The sequence below is a fragment of the Pseudomonas sp. KH_040 genome (assembly GCF_057839305.1).
Genome location: NZ_CM174487.1, coordinates 6,137,873 through 6,162,109, shown reverse-complemented (window position 1 = coordinate 6,162,109; position 24,237 = coordinate 6,137,873). Strand labels below are relative to the sequence as shown.

The window sequence follows — 24,237 nt, the reverse complement described above, 5'->3', positions numbered from 1 at the left end:
GTCGAGGAACCCGCCATGGCTTTCGAAGCAATGTTCCAGCCGATCCAGATCGGCAAACTGACCATCCGCAATCGCGTGCTCAGCACCGCGCACGCCGAGGTCTACGCGACTGACGGTGGCATGACCACCGAGCGCTACGTCAAATATTACGAAGAGAAAGCCAAGGGCGGCATCGGCCTGGCGATCTGTGGCGGCTCCTCCGTGGTCGCCATCGACAGCCCGCAGCAGTGGTGGAGTTCGGTCAACCTATCGACCGACCGCATCATCCCGCACTTCCAGAATCTGGCCGACGCCATGCACAAGCACGGCGCCAAGATCATGATTCAGATTACCCACATGGGCCGGCGCTCGCGCTGGGACGGTTTCCACTGGCCGACCCTGATGTCGCCGTCGGGCATCCGTGAACCGGTGCACCGCGCCACGTGCAAAACCATCGAGCCGGAAGAAATCTGGCGGGTCATCGGCAACTATGCCCAAGCCGCACGCCGGGCCAAGGCCGGTGGCCTCGACGGCGTTGAGCTGTCGGCGGTGCACCAACACATGATCGACCAGTTCTGGAGCCCGCGCGTCAACAAGCGTACCGACGAATGGGGCGGCACCTTCGAAGGCCGGATGAAGTTCGGCCTGGAAGTGCTGAAAGCCGTGCGCGCCGAGGTCGGTGACGACTTCTGCGTGGGCATGCGCATCTGCGGTGACGAGTTCCACCCGGACGGCTTGTCCCACGAAGACATGAAGCAGATCGCCAAGTATTACGACGACACCGGCATGCTCGATTTCATCGGCGTCGTCGGCTCGGGTTGTGACACCCACAACACCTTGGCCAACGTGATTCCGAACATGAGTTATCCACCGGAGCCGTTCTTGCATCTGGCCGCCGGGATCAAGGAAGTGGTCAAGGTGCCGGTGCTGCACGCACAGAACATCAAGGACCCGAACCAGGCCACGCGGATTCTTGAGGGCGGTTACGTCGACATGGTCGGCATGACCCGCGCGCACATCGCTGACCCGCACCTGATCGCCAAGATCAAGATGGGCCAGATCGACCAGATCAAACAGTGCGTCGGCGCCAACTATTGCATCGACCGCCAGTATCAAGGCCTCGACGTGTTGTGCATCCAGAACGCCGCAACGTCCCGTGAGTACATGGGCGTGCCGCACATCATCGAGAAATCCACCGGTCCGAAACGCAAGGTTGTGATCGTCGGTGCCGGCCCGGCCGGGATGGAAGCGGCCCGCGTTGCCGCCGAGCGTGGCCACGACGTGACCCTGTTCGAGAAGAAGGAATTCATCGGCGGGCAGATCACCACCGCGTCGAAAGCGCCGCAGCGCGACCAGATCGCTGGCATCACCCGCTGGTTCCAGCTGGAATTGGCGCGGCTGAAAGTCGATCTGCGTCTGGGCACGGCGGCCGACGCAGACACCATCATGGACCTGCGTCCGGACGTAGTGGTGCTGGCGGTCGGCGGGCATCCGTATCTGGAACAGAACGAGCACTGGGGCGCCGCCGAAGGGCTGGTGGTCAGCAGCTGGGACGTGCTCGACGGCAAGGTTGCGCCGGGCAAGAACGTACTGGTCTACGACACCATTTGCGAGTTCACCGGGATGTCGGTCGCCGACTTCCTCGCCGACAAAGGCAGCCAGGTCGAGATCGTCACCGACGACATCAAACCGGGTGTGGCCATCGGTGGTACGTCGTTCCCGACCTACTACCGCAGCATGTACCCGAAAGAAGTGATCATGACCGGCGACATGATGCTGGAGAAGGTCTACCGCGAAGGCGACAAACTGGTCGCGGTGTTGGAGAACGAATACACCGGCGCCAAAGAGGAGCGGGTGGTTGATCAGGTGGTGGTGGAAAACGGCGTGCGTCCGGATGAGGAGATCTACTACGCGCTCAAAGAGGGTTCGCGCAACAAGGGCCAGATCGACGTCGAGGCGTTGTTCGCGATCCAGCCACAACCTTCGCTGAGCGAGGCGGGCGACGGCTACTTGTTGTTCCGCATCGGCGACTGCGTGGCGCAGCGCAACACCCACGCCGCGATCTATGACGCCCTGCGGCTCTGCAAGGATTTCTAAGGGCTAGTGAACCGATCGTTCCCACGCTCTGCGTGGGAATGCCGCAATGGACGCTCTGCGTCCGCTTGGGACGCGGAGCGTCCCGGCATGCATTCCCACGCAGAGCGTGGGAACGATCATTGAACGCCGTGTTTCTCCAGGTTGTACTGGTGGGAGCTTCACCATGTTGAACACCCTTCTTCCAATCCTGTTGTTCGCCGCTCTGGGCCTTGGTGTCCTCGGCGCGTTGCGGCGGGTGGCCATGTGGCGCCGGGGCCGGGCCTCGAAGGTCGATCTGATCGGCGGCCTGTTGGCCATGCCCAAGCGTTACATGGTCGATTTGCACCACGTAGTGGCGCGGGACAAATACATTGCCAACACCCACGTCGCGACAGCGGGCGGAGCGGTGGCGTCGATTGTGCTGGCGCTGCTGGTCCACGGTTTCGGCCTGCATAACCGCATCCTCGGTTACGCCTTGCTGCTGATGACGGCGGTGATGTTCGTCGGCGCGATTTTCGTTTACCTGCGTCGGCGCAATCCGCCGGCGCGGCTGTCGAAAGGCCCGTGGATGCGCCTGCCGAAAAGCCTGCTGGCGTTCTCGGCGTCGTTCTTTCTGCTGACCCTGCCGGTGGCCGGAATCCTCCCGGAGAACTTTGGCGGCTGGGTGCTCGCGGTCATCCTCGGAATTGGCGTGCTGTGGGGCGTGTCGGAACTGTTCTTCGGCATGACTTGGGGCGGGCCGATGAAACATGCCTTTGCCGGTGCCTTGCACCTGGCCTGGCACCGTCGCGCCGAACGTTTTGGCGGCGGCCGTTCCACCGGTTTGAAGCCGCTGGATCTGAACGATCCGAGCGCACCATTGGGTGTTGAGAAACCCAAGGATTTCACCTGGAACCAGTTGCTCGGTTTTGACGCCTGCGTGCAGTGCGGCAAATGCGAAGCGGCGTGCCCGGCCTTTGCTGCCGGCCAGCCGCTGAACCCGAAAAAGCTGATTCAGGACATGGTCGTCGGTCTCGCCGGTGGCACTGACGCCAAGTTCGCCGGTAGCCCTTATCCCGGCAAGCCTGTGGGCGAACACTCGGGCAATCCACATCAACCGATCGTCAACGGTCTGGTCGATGCCGAAACCCTGTGGTCGTGCACCACCTGCCGTGCCTGCGTCGAGGAGTGCCCGATGATGATCGAGCACGTCGACGCCATCGTCGACATGCGCCGGCACCTGACCCTGGAAAAAGGCGCGACGCCGAACAAGGGTGCCGAAGTCCTCGAAAACCTGATCGCCACCGACAACCCGGGCGGTTTTGCTCCGGGCGGGCGGATGAACTGGGCGGCGGATTTGAACCTCAATCTGCTCAGCGAAAAGAAATCCACCGACGTGCTGTTCTGGGTCGGCGACGGTGCCTTCGACATGCGCAATCAGCGCACCCTGCGCGCCTTCGTCAAAGTGCTGAAAGCGGCGAAAATCGACTTTGCCGTACTCGGTCTCGAAGAGCGTGACAGCGGCGACGTCGCCCGGCGTCTTGGCGATGAAGCGACCTTCCAGTTGCTCGCCAAACGCAACATCCAGACTCTGGCCAAATACAGCTTCAACCGTATCGTCACTTGCGATCCGCACAGCTTCCACGTGCTGAAAAACGAGTACGGCGCGTTCGACGGCAACTACCTGGTGCAACACCACAGCACTTACATGGCGGAAATCATCCAGGCCGGCGCGCTCAATCTCGGTCAGCACAAAGGCAACAGCGTGACCTATCACGATCCGTGCTACCTCGGCCGCTACAACGGCGAATATGAAGCGCCGCGTGAAGTGCTGCGAGCACTCGGTATCGAGGTCAAAGAGATGCAACGTTCCGGCTTCCGCTCGCGCTGCTGCGGCGGCGGTGGCGGGGCGCCGATCACTGACATTCCGGGCAAGCAGCGGATTCCCGACATGCGCATGGAAGACATCCGCGAGACCGGCGCCGAACTGGTGGCGGTGGGTTGTCCACAGTGCACGGCGATGCTCGAAGGCGTGGTCGAACCGCGTCCGCTGATCAAGGACATCGCCGAACTGGTGGCCGACGCGCTGCTCGAAGACGCCGCGCCGAACAAGCCTGCCACCCCGGCCAAACGTGAACCTGCGGAGGCCCACTGATGAGCGACATTATCCGCCGCGACCCACGCGCCGAATGGATTGCGCGTAACCGCCTGCACCCGCTGCACGCGGCCATGCAACCGGCGCAACACAGCTGGATGGGGCCCAACGGCATCATCCGCAAGAACCTGCATGGCATCGGTTTTATCGGCCCCAACGGCATCAAACGTATCGACCGCAGCGGCGCGCAGCAGGGCGGGGCGGTCAAACGTTCGGCTGCTGTGGAAGTGCAACTGCCGCTGCATCAAGTGCCAGCCCCGGCGTTCTATATCACCGTGGTGCCGGACATGGTCGGCGGCCGCTTGAGCAGTCACGACCGTGATTTGCTCGGCCTTGCCCATCAACTCGCTGGCACTGATGGTGCGGTGTTGGCGGTGGTCTTTGGCGAGCACAAGGAAAACGCTTTCGCGACCGCTGGCGTAGATCGCTTGCTGGTGCTTGAGGGTGAAGAGTTCAGCGGTTATGCACCGGAACAGCGCGTGCAGGGCTTGCGCGCTGTGGATAACCAGTTCAACCCACGTCACTGGCTACTGCCGGACAGTCGCAGCGGTGGCGGTGAACTCGGTCGACGTTTTGCCGCTGCACTCGGCGAGCGTCCGGCGACGCGGGTCTGGCAGGTCAAGGATCAGGAGTGCATTGGCCGCGCGGGCGCCGGTCTGCAAGATCTCGCGCGTCCCGTCGCACGATTGATTCTGGCTGCGGCCGAATGCGCCGAGCCGGTCAGCGAAACCCGACATGAAGCGTTGCCGGTGGAGTTATCCACAAGCGTTGCGCGCAGCTTGTCGCGGATCGAAGATCTTGGCGCTGTGGCGGTCGACCCGGCAGCGATTCCGATGGCCGAAGCCGAATTCATTTTCTCCGGCGGCAACGGCGTCAAGGACTGGGCATTGTTCCACGAAACGGCCGCTGCACTTGGCGCGACCGAAGGCGCTTCGCGGGTCGCCGTCGACGATGGCTTCATGGCGCGTGATCGCCAGGTCGGCGCGTCCGGCACCTGGGTCACCGCACGGGTTTATGTGGCTGTGGGTATCTCTGGTGCGATCCAGCACCTGCAAGGTATTGGTGCTTGCGACAAAGTGGTGGCGATCAATCTCGACCCGGGTTGCGACATGATCAAGCGCGCCGACCTCTCGGTGATCGGCGAGAGCGCAGAGATTCTGCGAGCGCTGATCGAAGCGGTCGCGGCTTACCGCAACGAAGCCAAGCGCGATGCGGCTTAAGGAAACGCTATGAACACGAAAGTTATCAGTCTGGTTTCCATCGGCGCTCACCCGACTTCCGGGCGGCCACGCCGTGCTGATCAGGATGCCCGCGCCGTGGAACTGGGCCTGCAACTGGCGGGAGATAACCTGCAAGTGCTGCATGCCGGCGACGTCGCGGAACCGGCGTTGCGGGCCTATCTGGGTATGGGTCTTGAGCAGATGCACGTGCTGGAGCAACCGGCTGGCGCCGATGCGCTGCCGGCGCTGACCGCGTATCTGCGCGATGCCGGTGCGCAGGTGGTGCTGACCGGCAGCCAGGCGGAAACCGGCGAAGGGTCGGGGATGCTGCCGTTTTTGCTTGCCGAAGGACTGGGTTGGCCGTTGGTGGTCGGGCTGGCGCAGGTCGAGTCGATCAATGACGGTTCGGCGCTGGTGCTGCAAGCGTTGCCGCGTGGGCAGCGGCGCCGGTTGAAGGTGAAGCTGCCGTTTCTGGCGACTGTGGATAACGCTGCGCCGAAGCCTCGGCAGAGTGCTTATGGTCCGGCGCGGCGCGGGGTCTTGCAGGCTGACGACGTCGAAGTGGTGGACGATGAACTGTTGTCGGTGGCTACTTTGCAGGCGGCCAAACCGCGGCCGAAACGCTTGAAGGTGATCAAGGCCAAAAGCGGGGCGGACCGGATGAAGGCCGCGACGGCCAAGGCCAGTGGCGGCGGTGGGCAGGTGCTCAAAGGTGTTACTGCACAGGTCGGGGCTGAAGCGATCCTCAAGCTGCTGCTTGAAGAAGGTGTGGTTCGCTGAAAAGCCCCTCACCCTAGCCCTCTCCCAGAGGGAGAGGGGACCTACGGTGGCGTGCTCAAGCGTTACATCGACCTGAAAGATCTGCGCGAACTCAGGTTTGGCCAAGCTAAGGACACCGCAAAGTCGCATGTCGCTGCACTTTTCCAATACACCTCGGTCGGCTCCCTCTCCCGGAGGGAGAGGGCTGGGGTGAGGGGGAGTGTTTACCCACAATCCCTGTTGGCGGAACTGTGGATAACGTGTTCGCCCCTCTCTGCACCCCACGTCAATCAAGCCCTACAGCTCTCCGATCAAAAAACAACCAGCCTAAGTCACGGATTTTCTGGGCTTTTTATCTTGGATAACTGAATAAGTTGCCCCCAATCTCTGTTGGCGCTTCTGTGGATAAGATGTTCGCTATCCGCTGAGGACCATACAAACCGTGGCTTTCGAAGGGATGATCAAAAAACAGTCAATTCGTCATTTTCCGGACTTAATTCCCGCGCAAACCTCGATTTCACACAGCCTCCAACGCTTTTCCACAGACAAGGCAAAGTTACCCCCGAACTCTGTTGGCGCTTCTGTGGATAACGTGTTCGCCATCCGCTACAGGCCATGAAAAACGTGGCTTACGAAGATTTGATCAAAAAACAACCAATGCGTCTGGCAAACCGTCCTTCTGGATAAGTCACGATATTTCTTCACAAATCAGTCAGTTATTTTTTCGTTCATCCACAGTTACCCCCATTTGCTGTGGGTGGCTATGTGGATAACTTGTTTGCGGAAGGCTGGGGGGCTTGGTGGGTATGGGGTGTGGGGTGGTTGATCAGAATTTGTGCAATCAAGGTTCAGGGATGTGGTGAATGTGAAATAGCTATCGCGAGCAGGCTCACTCCTACAATTGGAATGCGTTCCCCTGTAGGAGTGAGCCTGCTCGCGAAGCTTTTGCTTTTAGCCTTGGACCGGCACGCCTTTGAGGTACGGCGCAGGCTCGGCCCCAAGGTTGTTCAGCATGCGCTCGCTGTACCAATCGACGAAGTTGACCACGCCAAACTCATAGGTCTTGGAGTAAGGCCCAGGCTGGTAAGCGGTGGAGTTGATCCCGCGCTGGTTCTCTTCGGCCAGTCGACGATCCTGATCGTTGGTCGCGTCCCATACCTGACGCATGCGTTCCACGTCGTAATCGACGCCTTCAACCGCATCCTTGTGCACGATCCACTTGGTGGTGACCATGGTTTCCTGCGCGCTGATCGGCCACACGGTGAAGACGATGATGTGGTCGCCCATGCAGTGGTTCCACGAGTGCGGCAGGTGCAGGATGCGCATCGAGCCGAGGTCCGGGTTCTTGATGCGGCCCATCAGTTTCGCGCAGCCCTGTTTGCCGTCGAGGGTCATCGACACGGTGCCCTTGAGCAGCGGCATGCGCACGATGCGGTTGCGCAGGCCGAAGCTGGCGTGGGCGTAGGGGATCTTTTCGGCTTCCCAGGCAGCGGCGGAGGCGGCGACGTGATCCTTGAACGCCTGATCGGCGCGTGGGTCGGTGACGTCGTCCCATTCCAGCAGGGTTTTCAGCAGTTCCGGGTGCGACGCGTTGCAGTGGTAGCACTCGCGGTTGTTTTCCAGCACCAGTTTCCAGTTGGCCTTTTCCATCAAGGTGGTGGTGATCGCCACCTTAGTGTTCTCCATGTCGTACGGTTCCATGTAATGGTTCAGCGTCGACAGGAAGTCATCAATGGCCGGCGGATTCTCCGCCAGGCTGATGAAGATGTAGCCGCCGGCAGTCTTCACGTTCACCGGTTTCAGGCCGTACTGCTTCATGTCGAAGTCGGCGCCCATTTCGGTGCCGGCGAACAGCAGGCGTCCGTCCAGCTCATAGGTCCACTGGTGGTAGTGGCAGACCAGTTTGGCGACTTTGCCTTTTTCGCTGGTGCACAGACGCGAGCCACGGTGGCGGCAGACGTTGTGGAACGCGTGCACGACGCCTTCGGCGCCACGAATGACGATGATCGGGTTTTTGCCGACCTGCAGGGTCAGGTAGTTGCCCTTGGCCGGGATTTCGCAGGTCATGCCGGCGATCAACCACTCTTTCTGAAAGATCTCCTGCATGTCGATATCGAACAGCCGCTCATCGCTGTAGAACGGTTGCGGCAGCGAAAACGTGCGCTCGCGCTCCTGGAGCATTTGTGCGGTGGCCTTGCGTGCGGGTTCCAGCGGATCGCCCAGGCTGATTTTTGCGGTGACGTCCATCGATGTGATCCTCATGGCCATCTGCGTGGCCGGCGAAAAGTGGCTGATCAGGTGTGCTGCTAACGGTTGCTACGCAAGGTGTAAAGAATCTGTCTTGGTGTTGGGGCGAGTGTGGGGCCGGCGCTGCCGCGAACCTTATCCATGGGCGACATGGTGCAATCTGTTCCCGACGCGCAACCCCCGGTGGTTGGGGGCTGGTCGCGATAAGTATGCCGATGTCGCGGATAGGTAAACGGGCGGTTCGCGCTATACGCAGAATCGCCGACATGAGGCCGACAGTCGGCCGTGGAGAACAGCATGTCCAACAGCTTCCTGAATCCGGTCACCACCCAGACCTGGGCCAATGGCCGACACATCGTCCGTTGCGTCAAAGTCATCCAGGAAACCTGGGACGTGCGCACCTTCTGCTTTATGGCTGATCAGCCGATCCTGTTCTTCTTCAAGCCCGGGCAATTCGTCACCCTGGAGCTGGAAATCGAAGGCCAGCCGATCATGCGCTCGTACACGATCTCCAGTTCGCCGTCGGTGCCGTACAGCTTTTCGGTGACAATCAAACGGGTGCCGGGCGGCAAGGTCTCCAACTGGCTGCACGACACGCTTCATGAGGGGCAAGAGTTGGCGGTGCACGGGCCGGTCGGGTTGTTCAATGCCATCGACTTCCCGAGCCCGAAAGTGCTGTATCTGAGCGGCGGCGTCGGCATCACGCCGTGCATGTCGATGGCGCGCTGGTTCTACGACACCAACGCCAACGTCGACATGACCTTTATCCACAGCGCGCGCTCGCCGAAAGACATCATTTACCACCGTGAGCTGGAACACATGGCGTCGCGGATCGACAACTTCAGCCTGCACCTGATTTGCGAGAAACATGGCTTGGGTGAGCCGTGGGCCGGGTATCGCGGTTACCTGAACCACAAGATGCTCGAATTGATGGTGCCGGACTTCCTCGAGCGCGAAGTGTTCTGCTGCGGCCCGACGCCGTACATGAACGCGGTCAAGCGCCTGCTCGAAGTGGCCGGTTACGACATGTCGCGTTATCACGAGGAATCCTTCGGCGCCACGCCGCCGGAAGCCCGTGCCGATGCGGTCGAACAGGCCGAGCAGGCTGCGGATGCACCGGAAATCGATGCGGCGGATCTGCATCAGGTCGAATTCACTTCGTCTGGCAAGAGCATTCGCGTGGCACCGGGCGAGACCGTGCATGCGGCGGCCGCCAAGCTGGGGCTGATGATTCCGAAGGCGTGCGGTATGGGCATTTGCGGGACGTGCAAGGTGCTGAAGCTGGGCGGTGAGGTGGAGATGGAGCACAACGGCGGGATTACCGAGGACGACGAGGCCGAAGGGTTTATCTTGTCGTGCTGCAGTGTGCCGAAGGGGGATGTGCGTATCGATTTCTGATCGGTAACCCTCACCCCAGTCCTCTCCCAGAGGGAGAGGGGTCCGACCGAGGTGTCTGGCGTTCTACATCGACCTGAACGACCTTATCGACTATAGATTCGGTAAAGCAGTTTCAGGTCGGCGTATTCCTCGAGCATTCCCCAATCAGTTCCCTCTCCTGAGGGAGAGGGGTCGACGGAGGTGTCTGGCGTTCTGCATCGACCTGAACGACCTTATCGATTATGGATTCGGCAAAGTAGTTTCACGTCGGCGTAATTCTTAAATATCCCCCGATCAGTCCCCTCTCCCTTTGGGAGAGGGCTAGGGTGAGGGGCTATTTCAGTCAACAAACAAATCCGGCATCAACGCCGCTTCGCTTTCCCGATCAAACCGATAATGATCAAACTCCGTCACACCGCTCTCACGCAAAACTTCCTCATCAATCAACAACCGCCCGGTAATCTGCCGCCCGCTGCTATCCAGAATCACATGCGCCGCATCCGCCATGATCGAAGGCAGACGCGCCTGCTTGAACGACTCCCGATTACCCAGCTGAAACTCGATCGCCGCCGTGGCAATCATCGTCTGCGGCCACAACGAATTGACGCTGATCCCGTAACTGGCAAATTCCTCGCTCATTCCCAGCGTCAGCATGCTCATGCCGTACTTGGTCACCGTGTACGGACTGAACTGCGCAAACCACTTGCTCGCCAGATTCAGTGGCGGCGACAGATTGAGAATGTGCCCGGCGGATTTCTTCAGGTAGGGCAGGGCGGCCTGACTGCACAGCAACACCGCACGGGTGTTGATCTGGTGCATCAGGTCGAAACGCTTGAGTTCGATGTGCTGCACACCCGTGAGCTTGATAGCCCCGGCGTTGTTCACCAATGCATCGATGCCGCCGAAGTGCTCGTTGGCCTGGGCAAGTGCCTGACGCACCGCGTCTTCATCACGCACGTCCACTTGCAGCGCCAAAGCCTTACCGCCAGCCGCCTCGACTTCAGCCGCGACGCTGTGAATGGTCCCGGGCAACTTGGCGTGGGGTTCGGCACTTTTCGCCGCAATCACTATGTTGGCCCCGTCCTTCGCGGCACGCAGCGCAATCTCACGACCAATGCCACGGCTGGCGCCGGTGATGAACAGGGTTTTGCCTTGTAACGACATGCCGATGCTCCTGCTTATTGTTATGTGAGCGGAGGGCTCGACAGACAATGTAGACCAGGCAGAAGAGGTAACACTTTCTCTGCCATGATCGTTCCCACGCTCTGCGTGGGAATGCAGCCCGGGACGCTCTGCGTACCATCAATACCAGCGCTGAACCTCGATCAGCCCCGGCGTTCCCGCGTAGTCCCTGGCACTCGAATAACGCCAATGCTCTGGCAAATCCACATACCCGCGTTTCACCGGGTTGTTGTGGATGTATTCAAGCTTCTGGCGCATGACCGATTCGCTATAAACCATCTCTACGTGGGAGCCTTCTTGCCACAACTGGTAAACCCGGTCTTGCTTGTGCGCACGTTTGCTAAAGCGCAGACGTTGCAGGGCTTTGTCTGCACCTTTGCTTTGCAGATCATCGATGATTTGTCGCGCGGTGAAAGATTTGAATTGGCTGAGACATTTACTCAGGTCGGGCGCCTGAGCGACGAAGTGAAGATGGTTTTCCAGAATCACGTAGCCGTACAGCTTCAAGTGATGGTGGGTCTGTTGATAACGCCAGCAGTTGAGCAGATGGTCGACGATGTAGGGGCGGATGAATAACGGCAACCATTCCATGATCGTGCAAGTCAGAAAATGCGGTTTGTCGGTTTCGGTAATGGTGTAGCGGCTGCGGCCCATGGGATTCTTCCTTGAATCTTGCGGTGCGACGGGAATGGAACGCGGAGCGTCCCGGGATGCGTTACCACGCGGAGCGTGGGAACGATCAGGGTGAGGCGGATGGGATATTCGCGATATAGGGGAAGTCTGGTGTTGCGGTGGGAAGAATCATTCCCGATCTAAGATCGTTCCCACGCTCTGCGTGGGAATGCAGCCGTCGACGCTCTGCGTTATAGCGGTGTTAAGCATGTCGACAGTGGTGAGGCGGGAACGCGGAGCGTCCCTAGAGGCGTTCCCACGCGGAGCGTGGGAACGATCAGTGGGTCTGACGTCAGGTCAGGCGGACATGACTTCGCGGATGTCGCGGGCCAGTTCGCGGACGCGTTCTTCTTCGGTGTCCCAGGAACACATGAAGCGTGCGCCGCCCTTGCCGATGAAGGTGTAGAAGCGCCAGTTCTTCGCGGTCAGCGCGGCGATGGCCGGCTCGGACAGTTGCAGGAACACGCCGTTGGCCTGCACCGGGAACATCAGTTCGACGCCGGGAATGTCGCTGACCAGTTCAGCCAGCAGCTGCGCGCAGTGGTTGGCGTGGCGGGCGTATTTCAGCCAGGCGTCGTTTTCGAGGATGCCGACCCACGGTGCCGAGAGGAAGCGCATTTTCGACGCCAGTTGCCCGGCCTGTTTGCAGCGGTAATCGAAGTCTTCCGCCAGTTTGTGGTTGAAGAACAGAATCGCTTCACCCACTGCCATGCCGTTTTTCGTGCCGCCGAAGCACAGCACGTCAACACCGGCCTTCCAGGTCAGATCGGCTGGCGAGCAGCCGAGGAAGGCGCAGGCGTTGGAGAAGCGCGCGCCGTCCATGTGCAGGTGCAGGCCCAGCTCTTTGCAAGTGGCGCTGATGGCGCGGACTTCTTCCGGGGTGTAGACGCTGCCGACTTCAGTGGCCTGGGTCAGCGTGACCACGCGCGGTTTCGGGTAGTGAATGTCCTGGCGTTTGAGCGCGACTTCGCGGATCGATTGCGGGGTGATCTTGCCGTTTTCAGTGCCGGCGATCAGCAGTTTCGAGCCGTTGGAGAAGAATTCCGGGGCGCCGCATTCGTCGGTTTCGACGTGGGCGGTTTCCGAGCAGATCACGCTGTGGTAACTCTGGCACAGCGACGACAGGGCCAGCGAGTTGGCGGCGGTGCCGTTGAAGGCGAAGAACACTTCGCAGTCGGTTTCGAACAATTGGCGGAAATGGTCGGCCGCGCGAGCGGTCCATTCATCGTCGCCATAAGCGCGTTGGTGGCCGTGGTTGGCCTGTTCCATTGCAGCCCAGGCTTCAGGGCAGATTCCGGAATAGTTGTCGCTGGCGAATTGTTGGCTCTTGTCGGTCATGGCCGGCTTCCGTGGTCGAGACTCTTGTGAAGGCTCGTGGTCAATGAGGGTGCGCACTTTACCGAAGATCTTCCGGGGAGCACACGGGATGTCACGTTCAGGAAATTACCAGTTTGTAGGACGATTATGCACCTGAGCAAACGCGACGGCGCACTGGATCTGCTCAAGTGGCTGGCGCTGCTGAGCATGTTGTTCGATCACCTGCGATATGTCGGCTTTTCCGTCGATTGGCTGTATGTGCCAGGACGGTTGGCGTTTCCGTGGTTTTGTCTGGCGATGGCGGCGAATCTGGCGCGTGATGGTTCGCAGAAGACGGAATGGCGCTACCTGGGCTGGTTGTTGCTGTTCAGTGCGGTGAGTGAAATTCCTTACCGGTTGTACATTCCTGAGCCCGATACGTTGAATGTGATGCCGACGCTGGCGCTGGGGTTGCTGGTGGCGCGGGGGTGGCAGGATCCCTCGATCATGTCGCGATTGCTGGGCGTTGCGGCGCTGGTGCTGGCCGCTGTTTTTCCGGAGCGACTGATGTTCGGGTTCTTCGGCGTTTTGCTGCCGCTGGCGATGCTGCTGGTATTTCGCCGCCCGTGGTACTTCAGCTTGGTGCCGGGATTGATTTGTCTCGCAGCGAATCAATGGCAAGTGCTTTACGACTCTGCAAGGTTCGGTAGCAGCGTCGCCATTCTTGGCATTGCCACCTGTCTGTTTGCGCCCATGCTCGGAATGTTCCTGTTGCGACATGCACGACATCTCCAGCCACCCCCCATGCGCCGTTGGGCTTACGCCCTCTACCCCACACATTTCCTCCTGCTGCTACTTATCCGCCAAGTTGCCGCATGACCCTGTGGGAGCTGGCTTGCCAGCGATAGCGGTGGGTCAGCCACCATCAATGCCGGATGTGCCGCCGCCATCGCTGGCAAGCCAGCTCCCACAGGGTTCTCCAGTGTTTTCGAGATCGAGTCTGGAAAACGCATTTCCGGCCATGTCGTAAACGCACCTTTGCGTGGCGCGCGCAGGCATTTGAGCTGTCTGCGCCGGTCATACCATCGGCATCAAAGGGCACTGCCTTCATTGCCAGTGCCTTACCGAGACGAATGGCGCACAGATGCCGCTGGGAGAGACGCGATGTTCAGCAAGCAAGACCAGATCCAGGGTTACGACGATGCACTGCTGGCGGCGATGAATGCCGAGGAGCAACGTCAGGAAGATCACATCGAGCTGATCGCGTCGGAGAACTACACCAGCAAACGCGTCATGCAAGCGCAAGGCAGCGGCCTGACCAACAAATACGCCGAAGGCTACCCGGGCAAGCGCTACTACGGTGGCTGCGAGCATGTGGATAAAGTTGAAGCGCTGGCCATCGAACGCGCCAAGCAACTGTTCGGCGCCGATTACGCCAACGTCCAGCCGCATTCCGGTTCTTCGGCCAACAGCGCCGTGTACCTGGCGCTGATCCAGCCAGGCGACACCATCCTCGGCATGAGCCTGGCCCACGGCGGTCACCTGACCCACGGCGCCAAAGTGTCGTCCTCGGGCAAGCTCTACAACGCCGTGCAGTACGGCATCAACACCGACACCGGGCTGATCGATTACGACGAAGTCGAGCGTCTGGCCGTCGAATCCAAGCCAAAAATGATCGTCGCCGGTTTCTCCGCTTACTCGAAGACTCTGGACTTCCCGCGCTTCCGTCAGATTGCTGACAAAGTCGGCGCGCTGCTATTCGTCGACATGGCCCACGTCGCCGGTCTGGTCGCTGCCGGTCTGTACCCGAACCCGCTGCCGTACGCCGACGTGGTCACCACCACCACGCACAAAACCCTGCGCGGTCCACGGGGCGGGCTGATCCTGGCCAAGTCCAACGAAGAGATCGAGAAGAAGCTCAACGCCGCGGTGTTCCCCGGCGCTCAGGGCGGCCCGCTGATGCACGTCATCGCCGGTAAAGCCGTGTGCTTCAAAGAAGCGCTGGAGCCGGGCTTCAAGGCTTATCAGCAACAAGTGATCGACAACGCTCAGGCGATGGCCAGCGTGTTTATCAAACGTGGCTACGATGTAGTGTCCGGCGGCACCGACAATCATTTGTTCCTGGTCAGCCTGATCCGTCAGGGCCTGACCGGCAAAGACGCCGACGCCGCCCTTGGCCGTGCACACATCACCGTCAACAAGAACGCCGTGCCGAACGACCCGCAATCGCCGTTCGTGACCTCGGGCCTGCGCATCGGCACCCCGGCTGTCACTACGCGCGGTTTCAAGGTGACCCAGTGCGAAGTGTTGGCTGGCTGGATCTGCGACATCCTCGACAACCTCGGCGATGCCGATGTCGAGGCCAATGTTGCCCAGCAAGTGTCGGCCCTGTGCGCAGACTTCCCGGTTTATCGCTGAGTGTTCTGGAGTAACTGACTATGCAACGCTATTCGGGCTTCGGCCTCTTCAAACACTCCCTCAGCCACCACGAAAACTGGCAGCGCATGTGGCGCACGCCAACGCCGAAGAAGGTCTACGACGTGGTCATCGTCGGCGGCGGCGGGCACGGTCTGGCGACCGCTTACTACCTCGCGAAAGAGCACGGCATCACCAACGTCGCCGTGGTCGAGAAGGGCTGGCTGGGCGGCGGTAACACCGCGCGCAACACCACCATCGTTCGCTCCAACTACCTGTGGGACGAGTCGGCGCACCTCTACGAACACGCGATGAAATTGTGGGAAGGCCTGTCCCAGGATCTCAACTACAACGTGATGTTCTCCCAGCGTGGCGTTTACAACCTGTGCCACACCCTGCAGGACATCCGTGATTCCGAGCGTCGGGTCAGCGCCAACCGCCTCAATGGCGTTGATGGCGAACTGCTCAACGCCAAGCAAGTCGCTGACGAGATTCCGTACCTCGACTGCTCGAAAAACACCCGCTACCCGGTGATGGGCGCGACCGTGCAGCGTCGCGGCGGCGTCGCCCGTCACGATGCCGTGGCTTGGGGCTTTGCCCGTGCCGCCGACGCCTTGGGCGTGGACTTGATCCAGCAGACCGAAGTGATCGGTTTCCGCAAGGAAAACGGCGTGTGCATCGGTGTTGAAACCAACAAGGGTTTCATCGGCGCCAAGCGCGTCGGCGTGGTCACTGCGGGTAACTCCGGGCACATGGCCAAACTGGCCGGTTTCCGTCTGCCGATCGAATCCCACCCGCTGCAAGCGCTGGTGTCCGAGCCGATCAAACCGATTATCGACAGCGTGATCATGTCCAACGCCGTGCACGGTTACATCAGCCAGTCCGACAAGGGCGACCTGGTGATCGGCGCCGGTATCGACGGCTACAACGGCTACGGCCAGCGCGGTTCGTACCCGGTGATCGAACACACCATTCAAGCGATCGTCGAGATGTTCCCGGTGTTGTCGCGCGTACGCATGAACCGCCAGTGGGGCGGCATCGTCGACACCACCCCGGACGCTTGCCCGATCATTTCGAAAACCCCGGTACCGAACATGTTCTTCAACTGCGGTTGGGGCACCGGTGGCTTCAAGGCCACACCTGGCTCGGGCAACGTGTTTGCCGCGAGTCTGGCCAAGGGTGAAATGCACCCGTTGGCCGCCCCGTTTTCCATCGACCGTTTCCACAACGGCGCACTCATCGACGAACACGGCGCTGCTGCCGTCGCCCACTAACAGGAGAAATCCCCATGTTGCATATCTTCTGTCCTCACTGCGGCGAGTTGCGCTCCGAAGAGGAATTCCACGCATCCGGTCAGGCGCACATTCCGCGCCCGCTCGACCCTGGCGCTTGCACTGACGAGGAGTGGGGCGACTACATGTTCTTCCGCGATAACCCCCGTGGTCTGCACCACGAGTTGTGGGATCACGTCGCCGGTTGCCGTCAGTACTTCAACGTCACCCGCGACACCGTGACCTACGAGATTCTCGAAACCTACAAGATCGGCACCAAGCCGCAATTCACCGACAAGGCTGATTCGGCGAAAACAGCCACGACGGCGCTGGGAGAGAAGGTATGAGCCAGACCAATCGCCTGTCCAACGGTGGACGGATCGACCGCAACAAAGTGCTGAGCTTCACCTTCAACGGTCAGAGCTACAAAGGCTTCGAGGGTGACTCGCTGGCCGCCGCACTGATCGCCAACGGCGTCGACATCATCGGCCGCAGCTTCAAGTACTCGCGTCCTCGCGGGATCTTCGCTGCCGGCGCCGAAGAGCCGAACGCGGTGCTGCAGATCGGTGCGACCGAAGCCACGCAAATCCCCAACGTGCGCGCCACGCAACAGGCGCTGTATCAAGGTTTGGTCGCGACCAGCACCAACGGCTGGCCGAGCGTCAATAACGACATGATGGGCATTCTCGGCAAGGTCGGCGGCAAGCTGATGCCGCCGGGTTTCTACTACAAAACCTTCATGTACCCGCAATCGTTCTGGATGACCTACGAGAAGTACATTCGCAAGGCTGCCGGCCTCGGCCGTTCGCCGACCGAAGTCGATCCGGACACCTACGACTACATGAACCAGCACTGCGACGTGCTGATCGTCGGCGCCGGCCCGGCCGGTCTCGCCGCTGCCCTGGCCGCAGCGCGCAGCGGTGCCCGAGTGATTCTTGCCGATGAGCAGGAAGAGTTCGGCGGCAGCCTGCTCGACTCGCGCGAAAGCCTCGACGGCAAACCGGCGATGGACTGGGTCGCCAGCGTCATCACGGAACTGAAGAACACTCCGGACGTGCTGCTGTTGCCGCGCGCCACGGTCAACGGTTACCACGACCACAACTTCCTGACCATTCACGAACGCCTCACCGATCACCTCGGTGACCGTGCGCCGATCGGTCAGGTGCGTCAGCGCATTCACCGTGTCCGCGCCAAGCGTGTGGTGCTGGCGACCGGTGCTTGCGAGCGTCCGCTGGTTTACGGCAACAACGACGTGCCGGGCAACATGCTGGCTGGTGCGGTGTCGACTTACGTGCGTCGCTACGGCGTGGCACCGGGCAAGAAGCTCGTCCTCAGCACCAACAACGATCACGCTTATCGCGTTGCTCTGGATTGGCTCGACGCCAGTCTGCAAGTGGTCGCCATCGCCGACGCGCGCAGCAATCCGCGTGGTGCGCTTGTAGAAGAAGCGCGAGCCAAAGGCATCCGCATCCTCACCGGCAGCGCCGTGATCGAAGCCCGTGGCAGCAAGCGCGTGACTGCTGCCCGCGTGGCGGCGATTGATGTTAAAGCGCACGCCGTGACCAGTCCTGGCGAGTGGCTCGACTGCGATGTGGTTGCCAGTTCCGGCGGTTACAGCCCGGTCGTTCACTTGGCTTCGCACCTCGGTGGCAAGCCGACCTGGCGTGAAGACATCCTTGGTTTCGTACCGGGCGAAGCACCGCAGAAACGTGTGTGCGTCGGTGGCATCAACGGCGTTTACGGTCTCGGCGATTCGCTGGCTGACGGTTTTGAAGGTGGCGTGCGTGCTGCCGCTGAAGCCGGTTTCCAGACCGTCGAAGGCGTGCTGCCGAAAGCCCTGAGCCGTCACGAAGAACCGACGCTGGCGCTGTTCCAGGTGCCACATGAAAAGAACACCGCACGGGCACCGAAGCAATTCGTCGACCTGCAGAACGACGTGACCGCCGCCGCCATCGAACTGGCGACCCGCGAAGGTTTCGAGTCGGTCGAGCACGTCAAACGCTACACCGCGCTGGGTTTCGGCACCGATCAGGGCAAGCTCGGCAACGTCAACGGTCTGGCCATCGCAGCTCGTTCGCTGAATGTGACCATCCCGCAGATGGGTACCACCATGTTCCGCCCGAACTACACGCCGGTGACCTTCGGCGCCGTGGCCGGTCGTCACTGTGGGCACATCTTTGAGCCGGTGCGTCACACCGCGCTGCATGCCTGGCATGTGAAAAATGGCGCAGAGTTTGAAGACGTCGGTCAGTGGAAACGTCCATGGTACTTCCCGAAAAACGGTGAAGACCTGCATGCCGCCGTCAAGCGTGAATGCAAAGCCGTGCGCGACAGCGTCGGCCTGCTCGACGCCTCGACCCTCGGCAAGATCGACATCCAAGGCCCGGATGCCCGCGAGTTCCTCAACCGCGTGTACACCAACGCCTGGACCAAACTCGACGTGGGCAAGGCGCGCTACGGTTTGATGTGCAAAGAAGACGGCATGGTCTTCGACGACGGTGTGACGGCGTGCCTGGCGGACAACCATTTTGTCATGACCACCACCACCGGCGGCGCGGCTCGCGTGCTGCAGTGGCTGGAGCTGTACCACCAGACCGAATGGCCGGACATGAAGGTCTACTTCACCTCCGTCACCGACCACTGGGCAACCATGACCCTGTCCGGGCCGAACAGCCGCAAGCTGCTCAGCGCCGTGACCGACATTGATCTGAGCAACGAAGCGTTCCCGTTCATGACCTGGAAAGAAGGTCTGGTCGGCGGCGTGCCGGCGCGGGTGTTCCGTATCTCGTTCACCGGTGAGCTGTCGTACGAAGTCAACGTCCAGGCCGACTACGCGATGGGCGTGCTGGAGAAAATCGTCGAGGCCGGCAAGCAATACAACCTGACCCCGTACGGCACTGAAACCATGCACGTCCTGCGTGCCGAGAAGGGTTTCATCATTGTCGGCCAGGACACTGACGGCTCGATGACCCCGGACGACTTGAACATGGGCTGGTGTGTGGGTCGCACCAAACCGTTCTCGTGGATCGGCCAGCGTGGCATGAACCGTGAAGACTGCGTGAAGGATCAGCGTAAGCAATTGGTCGGTCTGAAGCCGATCGATCCGAACGTGTGGCTGCCGGAAGGCGCGCAACTGGTGTTCAACACCAAGCAGACGATCCCGATGACCATGGTCGGCCACGTGACCTCCAGCTACGCGCACAACTCCCTCGGTTATTCGTTTGCCATGGGTGTGGTCAAGGGCGGTCTGAAGCGCCTCGGTGAGCGGGTGTTTGCACCGCTGGCCGACGGTAGTGTGATCGAGGCGGAGATTGTTTCTTCGGTGTTCTTCGATCCGAAGGGTGATCGCCAGAACATCTGACACTGATCGTTCCCACGCTCTGCGTGGGAATGCATCCCGGGACGCTCTGCGTCCCAAGAGCGGACGCAGAGCGTCCATGGCGGCATTCCCACGCAGAGCGTGGGAACGATCAAGAATTCAGGAAGGTGCTTTATGACCACAGCCAATGTTTACCAACAACGCCCGACCACCGGCGCCAAGGCCGAGTCGTCGCTGCACCATGCCGACCTCGCCAGCCTGGTCGGCAAGGGCCGCAAGAACGCCGGCGTGATCGTGCGGGAAAAGAAACTCCTCGGTCACCTGACCATCCGTGGTGATGGCCACGATGCAGCCTTCGCCGCTGGCGTGCACAAAGCCTTGGGTATCGAACTGCCCGGCGCTCTCAGCGTCATCGTCAAGGGTGAAACCAGCCTGCAATGGATGGGCCCGGATGAGTGGCTGCTGATCGTGCCAAGCGGTGAAGAGTTCGCTGCCGAACAGAAACTGCGCGAAGCGCTGGGCGATCTGCACATCGCAATCGTCAACGTCAGCGGCGGCCAGCAAGTGCTCGAATTGAGCGGGCCGAACGTACGCCAGGTGCTGATGAAATCCACCAGCTACGACGTGCACCCGAACAACTTCCCGGTCGGTAAAGCGGTCGGCACGGTGTTCGCCAAATCGCAGTTGATGATTCGCCATACCGCCGAAGACACCTGGGAATTGCTGATTCGTCGCAGCTTCTCGGATTACTGGTGGTTGTGGTTGCAGGATGCTTCGGCTGAGTACGGGTTGAGCGTACAAGCCTAAAAGCTTACCCCCTCACCCCAGCCCTCTCCCCCAAGGGGGAGAGGGGGAAAGGGAGCCGATCTCGGGTGTTTTTGCGATCTGCATTCACCTTCAGATTTTCAGGTCGGCGTAGCTTGAACGAACACCTCGGTCAGTCCCCTCTCCCTCTGGGAGAGGGCTAGGGTGAGGGGCAAAAATTCCCCAGACACCCCGCACAAAGAACAGGAGTCACCGCACCATGAGCCGCGCCCCAGACACATGGATTCTGACCGCCGACTGCCCCAGCGTCCTCGGCACCGTGGACGCGGTCACGCGTTTTCTGTTCGAGCAGGGCTGCTACGTCACCGAGCACCACTCGTTCGATGACCGCCTCTCCGGGCGTTTCTTCATTCGCGTGGAATTCCGCCAGCCCGACGGCTTCGACGAAAAGTCCTTCCGCGCAGGCTTAGCCGAACGCGGCCAGGCCTTCGGCATGATCTTCGAGCTGACCGCGCCGAACTACCGGCCGAAAGTGGTGATCATGGTCTCCAAGGCCGACCACTGCCTCAACGACCTGCTCTACCGCCAGCGCATCGGCCAGTTGTCGATGGACGTGGCGGCGGTGGTCTCCAATCACCCGGACCTCAAACCGCTGGCCGACTGGCACCAGATTCCCTACTACCATTTCCCCCTCGACCCCAACGACAAGCCGTCGCAGGAGCGTCAGGTGTGGCAGGTGATCGAAGAGTCCGGCGCCGAACTGGTGATCCTCGCCCGCTACATGCAGGTGCTGTCGCCGGAGCTGTGCCGCAAGCTGGATGGCAAAGCGATCAACATTCATCACTCGTTGCTGCCGGGCTTCAAGGGCGCCAAGCCGTATCACCAGGCCTACAACAAGGGCGTGAAACTGGTCGGCGCGACGGCGCATTACATCAATAACGACCTCGATGAAGGGCCAATCATTGCCCAGGGCGTCGAGGCGGTGGATCACAGTCATTACCCTGAGGATCTGATTGCCAAGGGCCGCGATATTGAAGGCCTGACGCTGGCGCGGGCGGTTGGGTATCACATTGAGCGGAGGGTGTTTCTCAACGCCAATCGTACGGTCGTTCTCTAGATCGCCATCGCTGGCAAGCCAGCTCCCACAGGATTCGATGTTGGATTTAGATTCTGTAAACGACGCAAATCCCTGTGGGAGCTGGCTTGCCAGCGATGAGGCCCTGACAGGCAACACATAAACAGCATCTGTACCCGAGCACTCAACGCGCTGCCTGCCTGGGCAACGCGGTTCCATAAAAACAACAGCGAGGTGAAAGCATGTCTGGCAATCGTGGTGTGGTGTATCTCGGCGCTGGCAAGGTCGAAGTACAGAAAATCGACTATCCGAAAATGCAGGACCCGCGCGGTCGCAAGATCGAGCACGGGGTCATTCTCAAAGTGGTTTCCACCAATATCTGTGGCTCCGACCAACACATGGTGCGCGGCCGTACCACGGCGCAGACCGGTCTGGTGCTGGGTCACGAGATCACCGGCGAGGTGATCGAAAAAGGCTCCGACGTCGAAAACCTGAAAATCGGTGATCTGGTTTCCGTGCCGTTCAACGTCGCTTGCGGGCGCTGCCGTTCCTGCAAAGAGCAACACACCGGCGTCTGCCTGACCGTCAACCCGGCCCGTGCCGGCGGCGCATACGGTTACGTCGACATGGGCGACTGGACCGGTGGCCAAGCCGAATATGTGCTGGTGCCGTACGCTGACTTCAACCTGCTGAAACTGCCGGACCGCGACAAGGCCATGGAGAAAATCCGTGACCTGACCTGCCTCTCCGACATCCTCCCGACCGGTTATCACGGCGCAGTGACGGCGGGCGTTGGCCCGGGCAGCACTGTTTACATCGCCGGCGCTGGCCCGGTCGGCCTGGCCGCTGCCGCTTCCGCACGTTTGCTCGGTGCTGCGGTGGTGATCGTCGGCGACGTCAACACCATCCGCTTGGCTCACGCCAAATCCCAGGGTTTTGAAATCGTCGACCTGTCCAAGGACACGCCGCTGCACGAACAGATCGCCGCACTGCTGGGCGAACCGGAAGTGGATTGCGCGGTGGACTGTGTTGGTTTCGAAGCTCGCGGCCATGGTCACGACGGCGTAAAAGCCGAAGCGCCGGCCACCGTGCTCAACTCGCTGATGGGCGTGGTGCGTGTGGCCGGCAAGATCGGTATTCCGGGCCTGTACGTCACCGAAGATCCAGGTGCGGTGGACGCTGCCGCAAAAATGGGCAGCCTGAGCATTCGCTTCGGTCTGGGCTGGGCCAAGTCGCACAGCTTCCACACCGGCCAGACGCCAGTGATGAAGTACAACCGTCAACTGATGCAGGCGATCATGTGGGATCGCATCAACATCGCCGAAGTGGTGGGGGTGCAGGTGATCAGTCTGGATCAGGCGCCGGAAGGTTACGGCGAGTTCGATGCGGGTGTGCCGAAGAAGTTTGTGATTGATCCGCATAAGTTGTTCAGTGCGGCGTAAGGTTTTACGCAATAGAAAACGGCGCCATTGAGGCGCCGTTTTTCATGGGGGGCGGGAATTTCCTTCCGCTTTTACTCAATTTCAACTTCTTCTGCTTGCATTCCTTTCTGCCCTTTAGCAGAAATGTAACTAACGGATTGTCCTTCCTTCAGAGTCTTGAACCCATCAGCCTTGATTGCTTTGAAATGAACGAAGAGGTCATCGCCGCCATTCTTCGGCGTGATGAAACCAAACCCCTTTTCATCGTTGAACCACTTGACCGTGCCTCTCTCTTTACCTGCCATGTCTTTGCTTCCCGCTTCGATTGATTGGTGAAAACATTTACAAAACAACAGAAGAATGAGGATGTTTGAGAAAGTCCTCGTCCTGAGCCAGTTTTATATCGACTGCGTAATATTGACCGTTATCACCACGCACAAGATCATAAGTAACCTTCTGCCCCGCTTTGATGTATTTAATGATCGGATCGTCCGGGCTGATGCAAAAGATGATCGGCGGGACATCTGATTCGAGCAGTTGATCGCGCGGACTGAGTTGCTTTTCCATCACCGTATCTCCCGTTGAATGACCGTTAGTTGCACCTCGCTTTCTTCGAACAATTGACACACCAGCAGCTTATTCCAGCCTGGATCGCTAGACACCTGTCAGATCTGACAGGTGTTTAGTTCTTTTTGAAATATTGATTTGCATGACAAGCAATTAACGACCTAAAAAGATCTCAGCCCTCGGGTTGTTTCGCGAATTTGAAGTCTTGCGGGTAGGTCAGCCTTGATCAGGCGCTGGAAGGTATGGCGAGTTCGATACGGGCGTGCCGAAGAAGTTTGTGATTGATCCGCATAAGTTGTTTAGTGCGGCGTAAGGCTTAAGCTCGATACAAAACGGCGACTTCAGGGTCGCCGTTTTTTTTAGAGCCAAGGTCAAAAGCTACCCTCATCGGAACGCCGCCCGCCCAGCCCTCTCCCGGGGGGGAGAGGGGGCCGAACGAGGGATGCTCACAATTTACGCCGA

19 protein-coding genes and 1 pseudogene are annotated in these 24,237 nt (G+C 60.2%); 14 read left to right on the top strand and 6 right to left on the bottom strand.

Going from position 1 to position 24,237, the window contains the following annotated elements:
• The first annotated feature begins 15 nt into the window (after positions 1–15).
• The 4 genes from dgcA to etfB all read left to right on the top strand — a co-directional run bounded on the left by dgcA (position 16) and on the right by etfB (position 6,189).
• The gene (dgcA, locus tag AC3IUF_RS27510) at positions 16–2,076 is read left to right on the top strand and encodes a dimethylglycine demethylation protein DgcA (RefSeq protein ID WP_007911244.1); all 2,061 of its coding nucleotides are present in this window, start codon (positions 16–18) and stop codon (positions 2,074–2,076) included.
• Positions 2,077–2,239: 163 nt separating this feature from the next.
• Positions 2,240–4,189 carry a dimethylglycine demethylation protein DgcB gene (gene dgcB / locus AC3IUF_RS27505; RefSeq protein WP_095112750.1) on the top strand — a complete coding sequence of 650 codons (1,950 nt, stop codon included), beginning with the start codon at positions 2,240–2,242 and terminating at the stop codon, positions 4,187–4,189.
• Positions 4,189–5,409, top strand: coding sequence for an electron transfer flavoprotein subunit alpha (gene etfA / locus AC3IUF_RS27500; protein WP_489279793.1), 1,221 nt, complete (start codon positions 4,189–4,191; stop codon positions 5,407–5,409). The genes dgcB and etfA overlap by 1 nt, the downstream gene beginning before the upstream one ends.
• 9 nt (positions 5,410–5,418) lie before the next feature.
• Positions 5,419–6,189, top strand: a complete 771-nt coding sequence (gene etfB, locus AC3IUF_RS27495) for an electron transfer flavoprotein subunit beta (RefSeq protein ID WP_489279791.1) — start codon at positions 5,419–5,421, stop codon at positions 6,187–6,189.
• Positions 6,190–7,119: 930 nt separating this feature from the next.
• Here the strand turns inward: etfB and gbcA are convergent.
• Positions 7,120–8,415 (bottom strand): glycine-betaine demethylase subunit GbcA, encoded by a 1,296-nt coding sequence (gbcA, locus tag AC3IUF_RS27490; RefSeq protein WP_007911229.1) that lies wholly within the window; start codon positions 8,413–8,415, stop codon positions 7,120–7,122.
• Positions 8,416–8,712: 297 nt separating this feature from the next.
• Here gbcA and gbcB point away from each other — a divergent pair, with 297 nt between their 5' ends.
• Positions 8,713–9,813 (top strand): glycine-betaine demethylase subunit GbcB, encoded by a 1,101-nt coding sequence (gbcB, locus tag AC3IUF_RS27485; protein ID WP_007911227.1) that lies wholly within the window; start codon positions 8,713–8,715, stop codon positions 9,811–9,813.
• A 318-nt stretch (positions 9,814–10,131) separates the two neighbouring features.
• On the opposite strand, the gene AC3IUF_RS27480 is transcribed toward gbcB, so the two are convergent.
• The 3 genes from AC3IUF_RS27480 to AC3IUF_RS27470 all read right to left on the bottom strand — a co-directional run bounded on the left by AC3IUF_RS27480 (position 10,132) and on the right by AC3IUF_RS27470 (position 12,984).
• On the bottom strand, positions 10,132–10,956 hold the full coding sequence (locus tag AC3IUF_RS27480) for an SDR family oxidoreductase (RefSeq protein ID WP_447787361.1): 825 nt from the start codon (positions 10,954–10,956) through the stop codon (positions 10,132–10,134).
• 138 nt (positions 10,957–11,094) lie between these two features.
• Entirely contained in the window at positions 11,095–11,628 is a 534-nt protein-coding gene (locus AC3IUF_RS27475; protein WP_123375956.1) for an REP-associated tyrosine transposase, read from the bottom strand.
• 315 nt (positions 11,629–11,943) lie between these two features.
• Positions 11,944–12,984 carry a threonine aldolase family protein gene (locus tag AC3IUF_RS27470; protein WP_007913115.1) on the bottom strand — a complete coding sequence of 347 codons (1,041 nt, stop codon included), beginning with the start codon at positions 12,982–12,984 and terminating at the stop codon, positions 11,944–11,946.
• A 126-nt stretch (positions 12,985–13,110) separates the two neighbouring features.
• Here AC3IUF_RS27470 and AC3IUF_RS27465 point away from each other — a divergent pair, with 126 nt between their 5' ends.
• The 8 genes from AC3IUF_RS27465 to fdhA all read left to right on the top strand — a co-directional run bounded on the left by AC3IUF_RS27465 (position 13,111) and on the right by fdhA (position 23,229).
• The gene (locus AC3IUF_RS27465) at positions 13,111–13,821 is read left to right on the top strand and encodes a TraX family protein (RefSeq protein ID WP_489279789.1); all 711 of its coding nucleotides are present in this window, start codon (positions 13,111–13,113) and stop codon (positions 13,819–13,821) included.
• A gap of 285 nt (positions 13,822–14,106) precedes the next feature.
• Positions 14,107–15,360 carry a serine hydroxymethyltransferase gene (locus AC3IUF_RS27460; protein WP_007913117.1) on the top strand — a complete coding sequence of 418 codons (1,254 nt, stop codon included), beginning with the start codon at positions 14,107–14,109 and terminating at the stop codon, positions 15,358–15,360.
• 20 nt (positions 15,361–15,380) lie between these two features.
• Positions 15,381–16,631 (top strand): sarcosine oxidase subunit beta, encoded by a 1,251-nt coding sequence (locus tag AC3IUF_RS27455; protein WP_003206307.1) that lies wholly within the window; start codon positions 15,381–15,383, stop codon positions 16,629–16,631.
• 14 nt (positions 16,632–16,645) lie between these two features.
• Positions 16,646–16,975: a sarcosine oxidase subunit delta gene (locus AC3IUF_RS27450; RefSeq protein WP_007913119.1), complete on the top strand. Its 330-nt coding sequence runs from the start codon at positions 16,646–16,648 to the stop codon at positions 16,973–16,975.
• The gene (locus AC3IUF_RS27445; protein WP_007913126.1) at positions 16,972–19,989 is read left to right on the top strand and encodes a sarcosine oxidase subunit alpha; all 3,018 of its coding nucleotides are present in this window, start codon (positions 16,972–16,974) and stop codon (positions 19,987–19,989) included. Before AC3IUF_RS27450 ends, AC3IUF_RS27445 begins: the two co-directional genes overlap by 4 nt.
• A 132-nt stretch (positions 19,990–20,121) precedes the next feature.
• Positions 20,122–20,754, top strand: coding sequence for a sarcosine oxidase subunit gamma (locus tag AC3IUF_RS27440; protein WP_008086919.1), 633 nt, complete (start codon positions 20,122–20,124; stop codon positions 20,752–20,754).
• A gap of 217 nt (positions 20,755–20,971) precedes the next feature.
• Positions 20,972–21,829 (top strand): formyltetrahydrofolate deformylase, encoded by an 858-nt coding sequence (gene purU, locus AC3IUF_RS27435; RefSeq protein ID WP_007909989.1) that lies wholly within the window; start codon positions 20,972–20,974, stop codon positions 21,827–21,829.
• 200 nt (positions 21,830–22,029) lie between these two features.
• The gene (fdhA, locus tag AC3IUF_RS27430) at positions 22,030–23,229 is read left to right on the top strand and encodes a formaldehyde dehydrogenase, glutathione-independent (RefSeq protein ID WP_034155015.1); all 1,200 of its coding nucleotides are present in this window, start codon (positions 22,030–22,032) and stop codon (positions 23,227–23,229) included.
• Positions 23,230–23,300: 71 nt separating this feature from the next.
• On the opposite strand, the gene AC3IUF_RS27425 is transcribed toward fdhA, so the two are convergent.
• Entirely contained in the window at positions 23,301–23,513 is a 213-nt protein-coding gene (locus tag AC3IUF_RS27425; RefSeq protein ID WP_007909991.1) for a cold-shock protein, read from the bottom strand.
• A 37-nt stretch (positions 23,514–23,550) separates the two neighbouring features.
• Positions 23,551–23,775: a hypothetical protein gene (locus AC3IUF_RS27420; protein ID WP_007909992.1), complete on the bottom strand. Its 225-nt coding sequence runs from the start codon at positions 23,773–23,775 to the stop codon at positions 23,551–23,553.
• Between the two features lie 241 nt (positions 23,776–24,016).
• Between AC3IUF_RS27420 and AC3IUF_RS27415 the strand changes: the two are divergent.
• Positions 24,017–24,088: pseudogene (locus AC3IUF_RS27415) on the top strand (hypothetical protein); the annotation flags it as partial.
• Positions 24,089–24,237 lie beyond the last annotated feature (149 nt).

Coding starts and splice junctions, on each gene's coding strand:
- dgcA (WP_007911244.1), top strand. CDS start 16: ATGGCTTTCGAAGCAATGTTCCAGCCGATCCAGATCGGCAAACTGACC.
- dgcB (WP_095112750.1), top strand. CDS start 2,240: ATGTTGAACACCCTTCTTCCAATCCTGTTGTTCGCCGCTCTGGGCCTT.
- etfA (WP_489279793.1), top strand. CDS start 4,189: ATGAGCGACATTATCCGCCGCGACCCACGCGCCGAATGGATTGCGCGT.
- etfB (WP_489279791.1), top strand. CDS start 5,419: ATGAACACGAAAGTTATCAGTCTGGTTTCCATCGGCGCTCACCCGACT.
- gbcA (WP_007911229.1), bottom strand. CDS start 8,415: ATGGACGTCACCGCAAAAATCAGCCTGGGCGATCCGCTGGAACCCGCA.
- gbcB (WP_007911227.1), top strand. CDS start 8,713: ATGTCCAACAGCTTCCTGAATCCGGTCACCACCCAGACCTGGGCCAAT.
- AC3IUF_RS27480 (WP_447787361.1), bottom strand. CDS start 10,956: ATGTCGTTACAAGGCAAAACCCTGTTCATCACCGGCGCCAGCCGTGGC.
- AC3IUF_RS27475 (WP_123375956.1), bottom strand. CDS start 11,628: ATGGGCCGCAGCCGCTACACCATTACCGAAACCGACAAACCGCATTTT.
- AC3IUF_RS27470 (WP_007913115.1), bottom strand. CDS start 12,984: ATGACCGACAAGAGCCAACAATTCGCCAGCGACAACTATTCCGGAATC.
- AC3IUF_RS27465 (WP_489279789.1), top strand. CDS start 13,111: ATGCACCTGAGCAAACGCGACGGCGCACTGGATCTGCTCAAGTGGCTG.
- AC3IUF_RS27460 (WP_007913117.1), top strand. CDS start 14,107: ATGTTCAGCAAGCAAGACCAGATCCAGGGTTACGACGATGCACTGCTG.
- AC3IUF_RS27455 (WP_003206307.1), top strand. CDS start 15,381: ATGCAACGCTATTCGGGCTTCGGCCTCTTCAAACACTCCCTCAGCCAC.
- AC3IUF_RS27450 (WP_007913119.1), top strand. CDS start 16,646: ATGTTGCATATCTTCTGTCCTCACTGCGGCGAGTTGCGCTCCGAAGAG.
- AC3IUF_RS27445 (WP_007913126.1), top strand. CDS start 16,972: ATGAGCCAGACCAATCGCCTGTCCAACGGTGGACGGATCGACCGCAAC.
- AC3IUF_RS27440 (WP_008086919.1), top strand. CDS start 20,122: ATGACCACAGCCAATGTTTACCAACAACGCCCGACCACCGGCGCCAAG.
- purU (WP_007909989.1), top strand. CDS start 20,972: ATGAGCCGCGCCCCAGACACATGGATTCTGACCGCCGACTGCCCCAGC.
- fdhA (WP_034155015.1), top strand. CDS start 22,030: ATGTCTGGCAATCGTGGTGTGGTGTATCTCGGCGCTGGCAAGGTCGAA.
- AC3IUF_RS27425 (WP_007909991.1), bottom strand. CDS start 23,513: ATGGCAGGTAAAGAGAGAGGCACGGTCAAGTGGTTCAACGATGAAAAG.
- AC3IUF_RS27420 (WP_007909992.1), bottom strand. CDS start 23,775: ATGGAAAAGCAACTCAGTCCGCGCGATCAACTGCTCGAATCAGATGTC.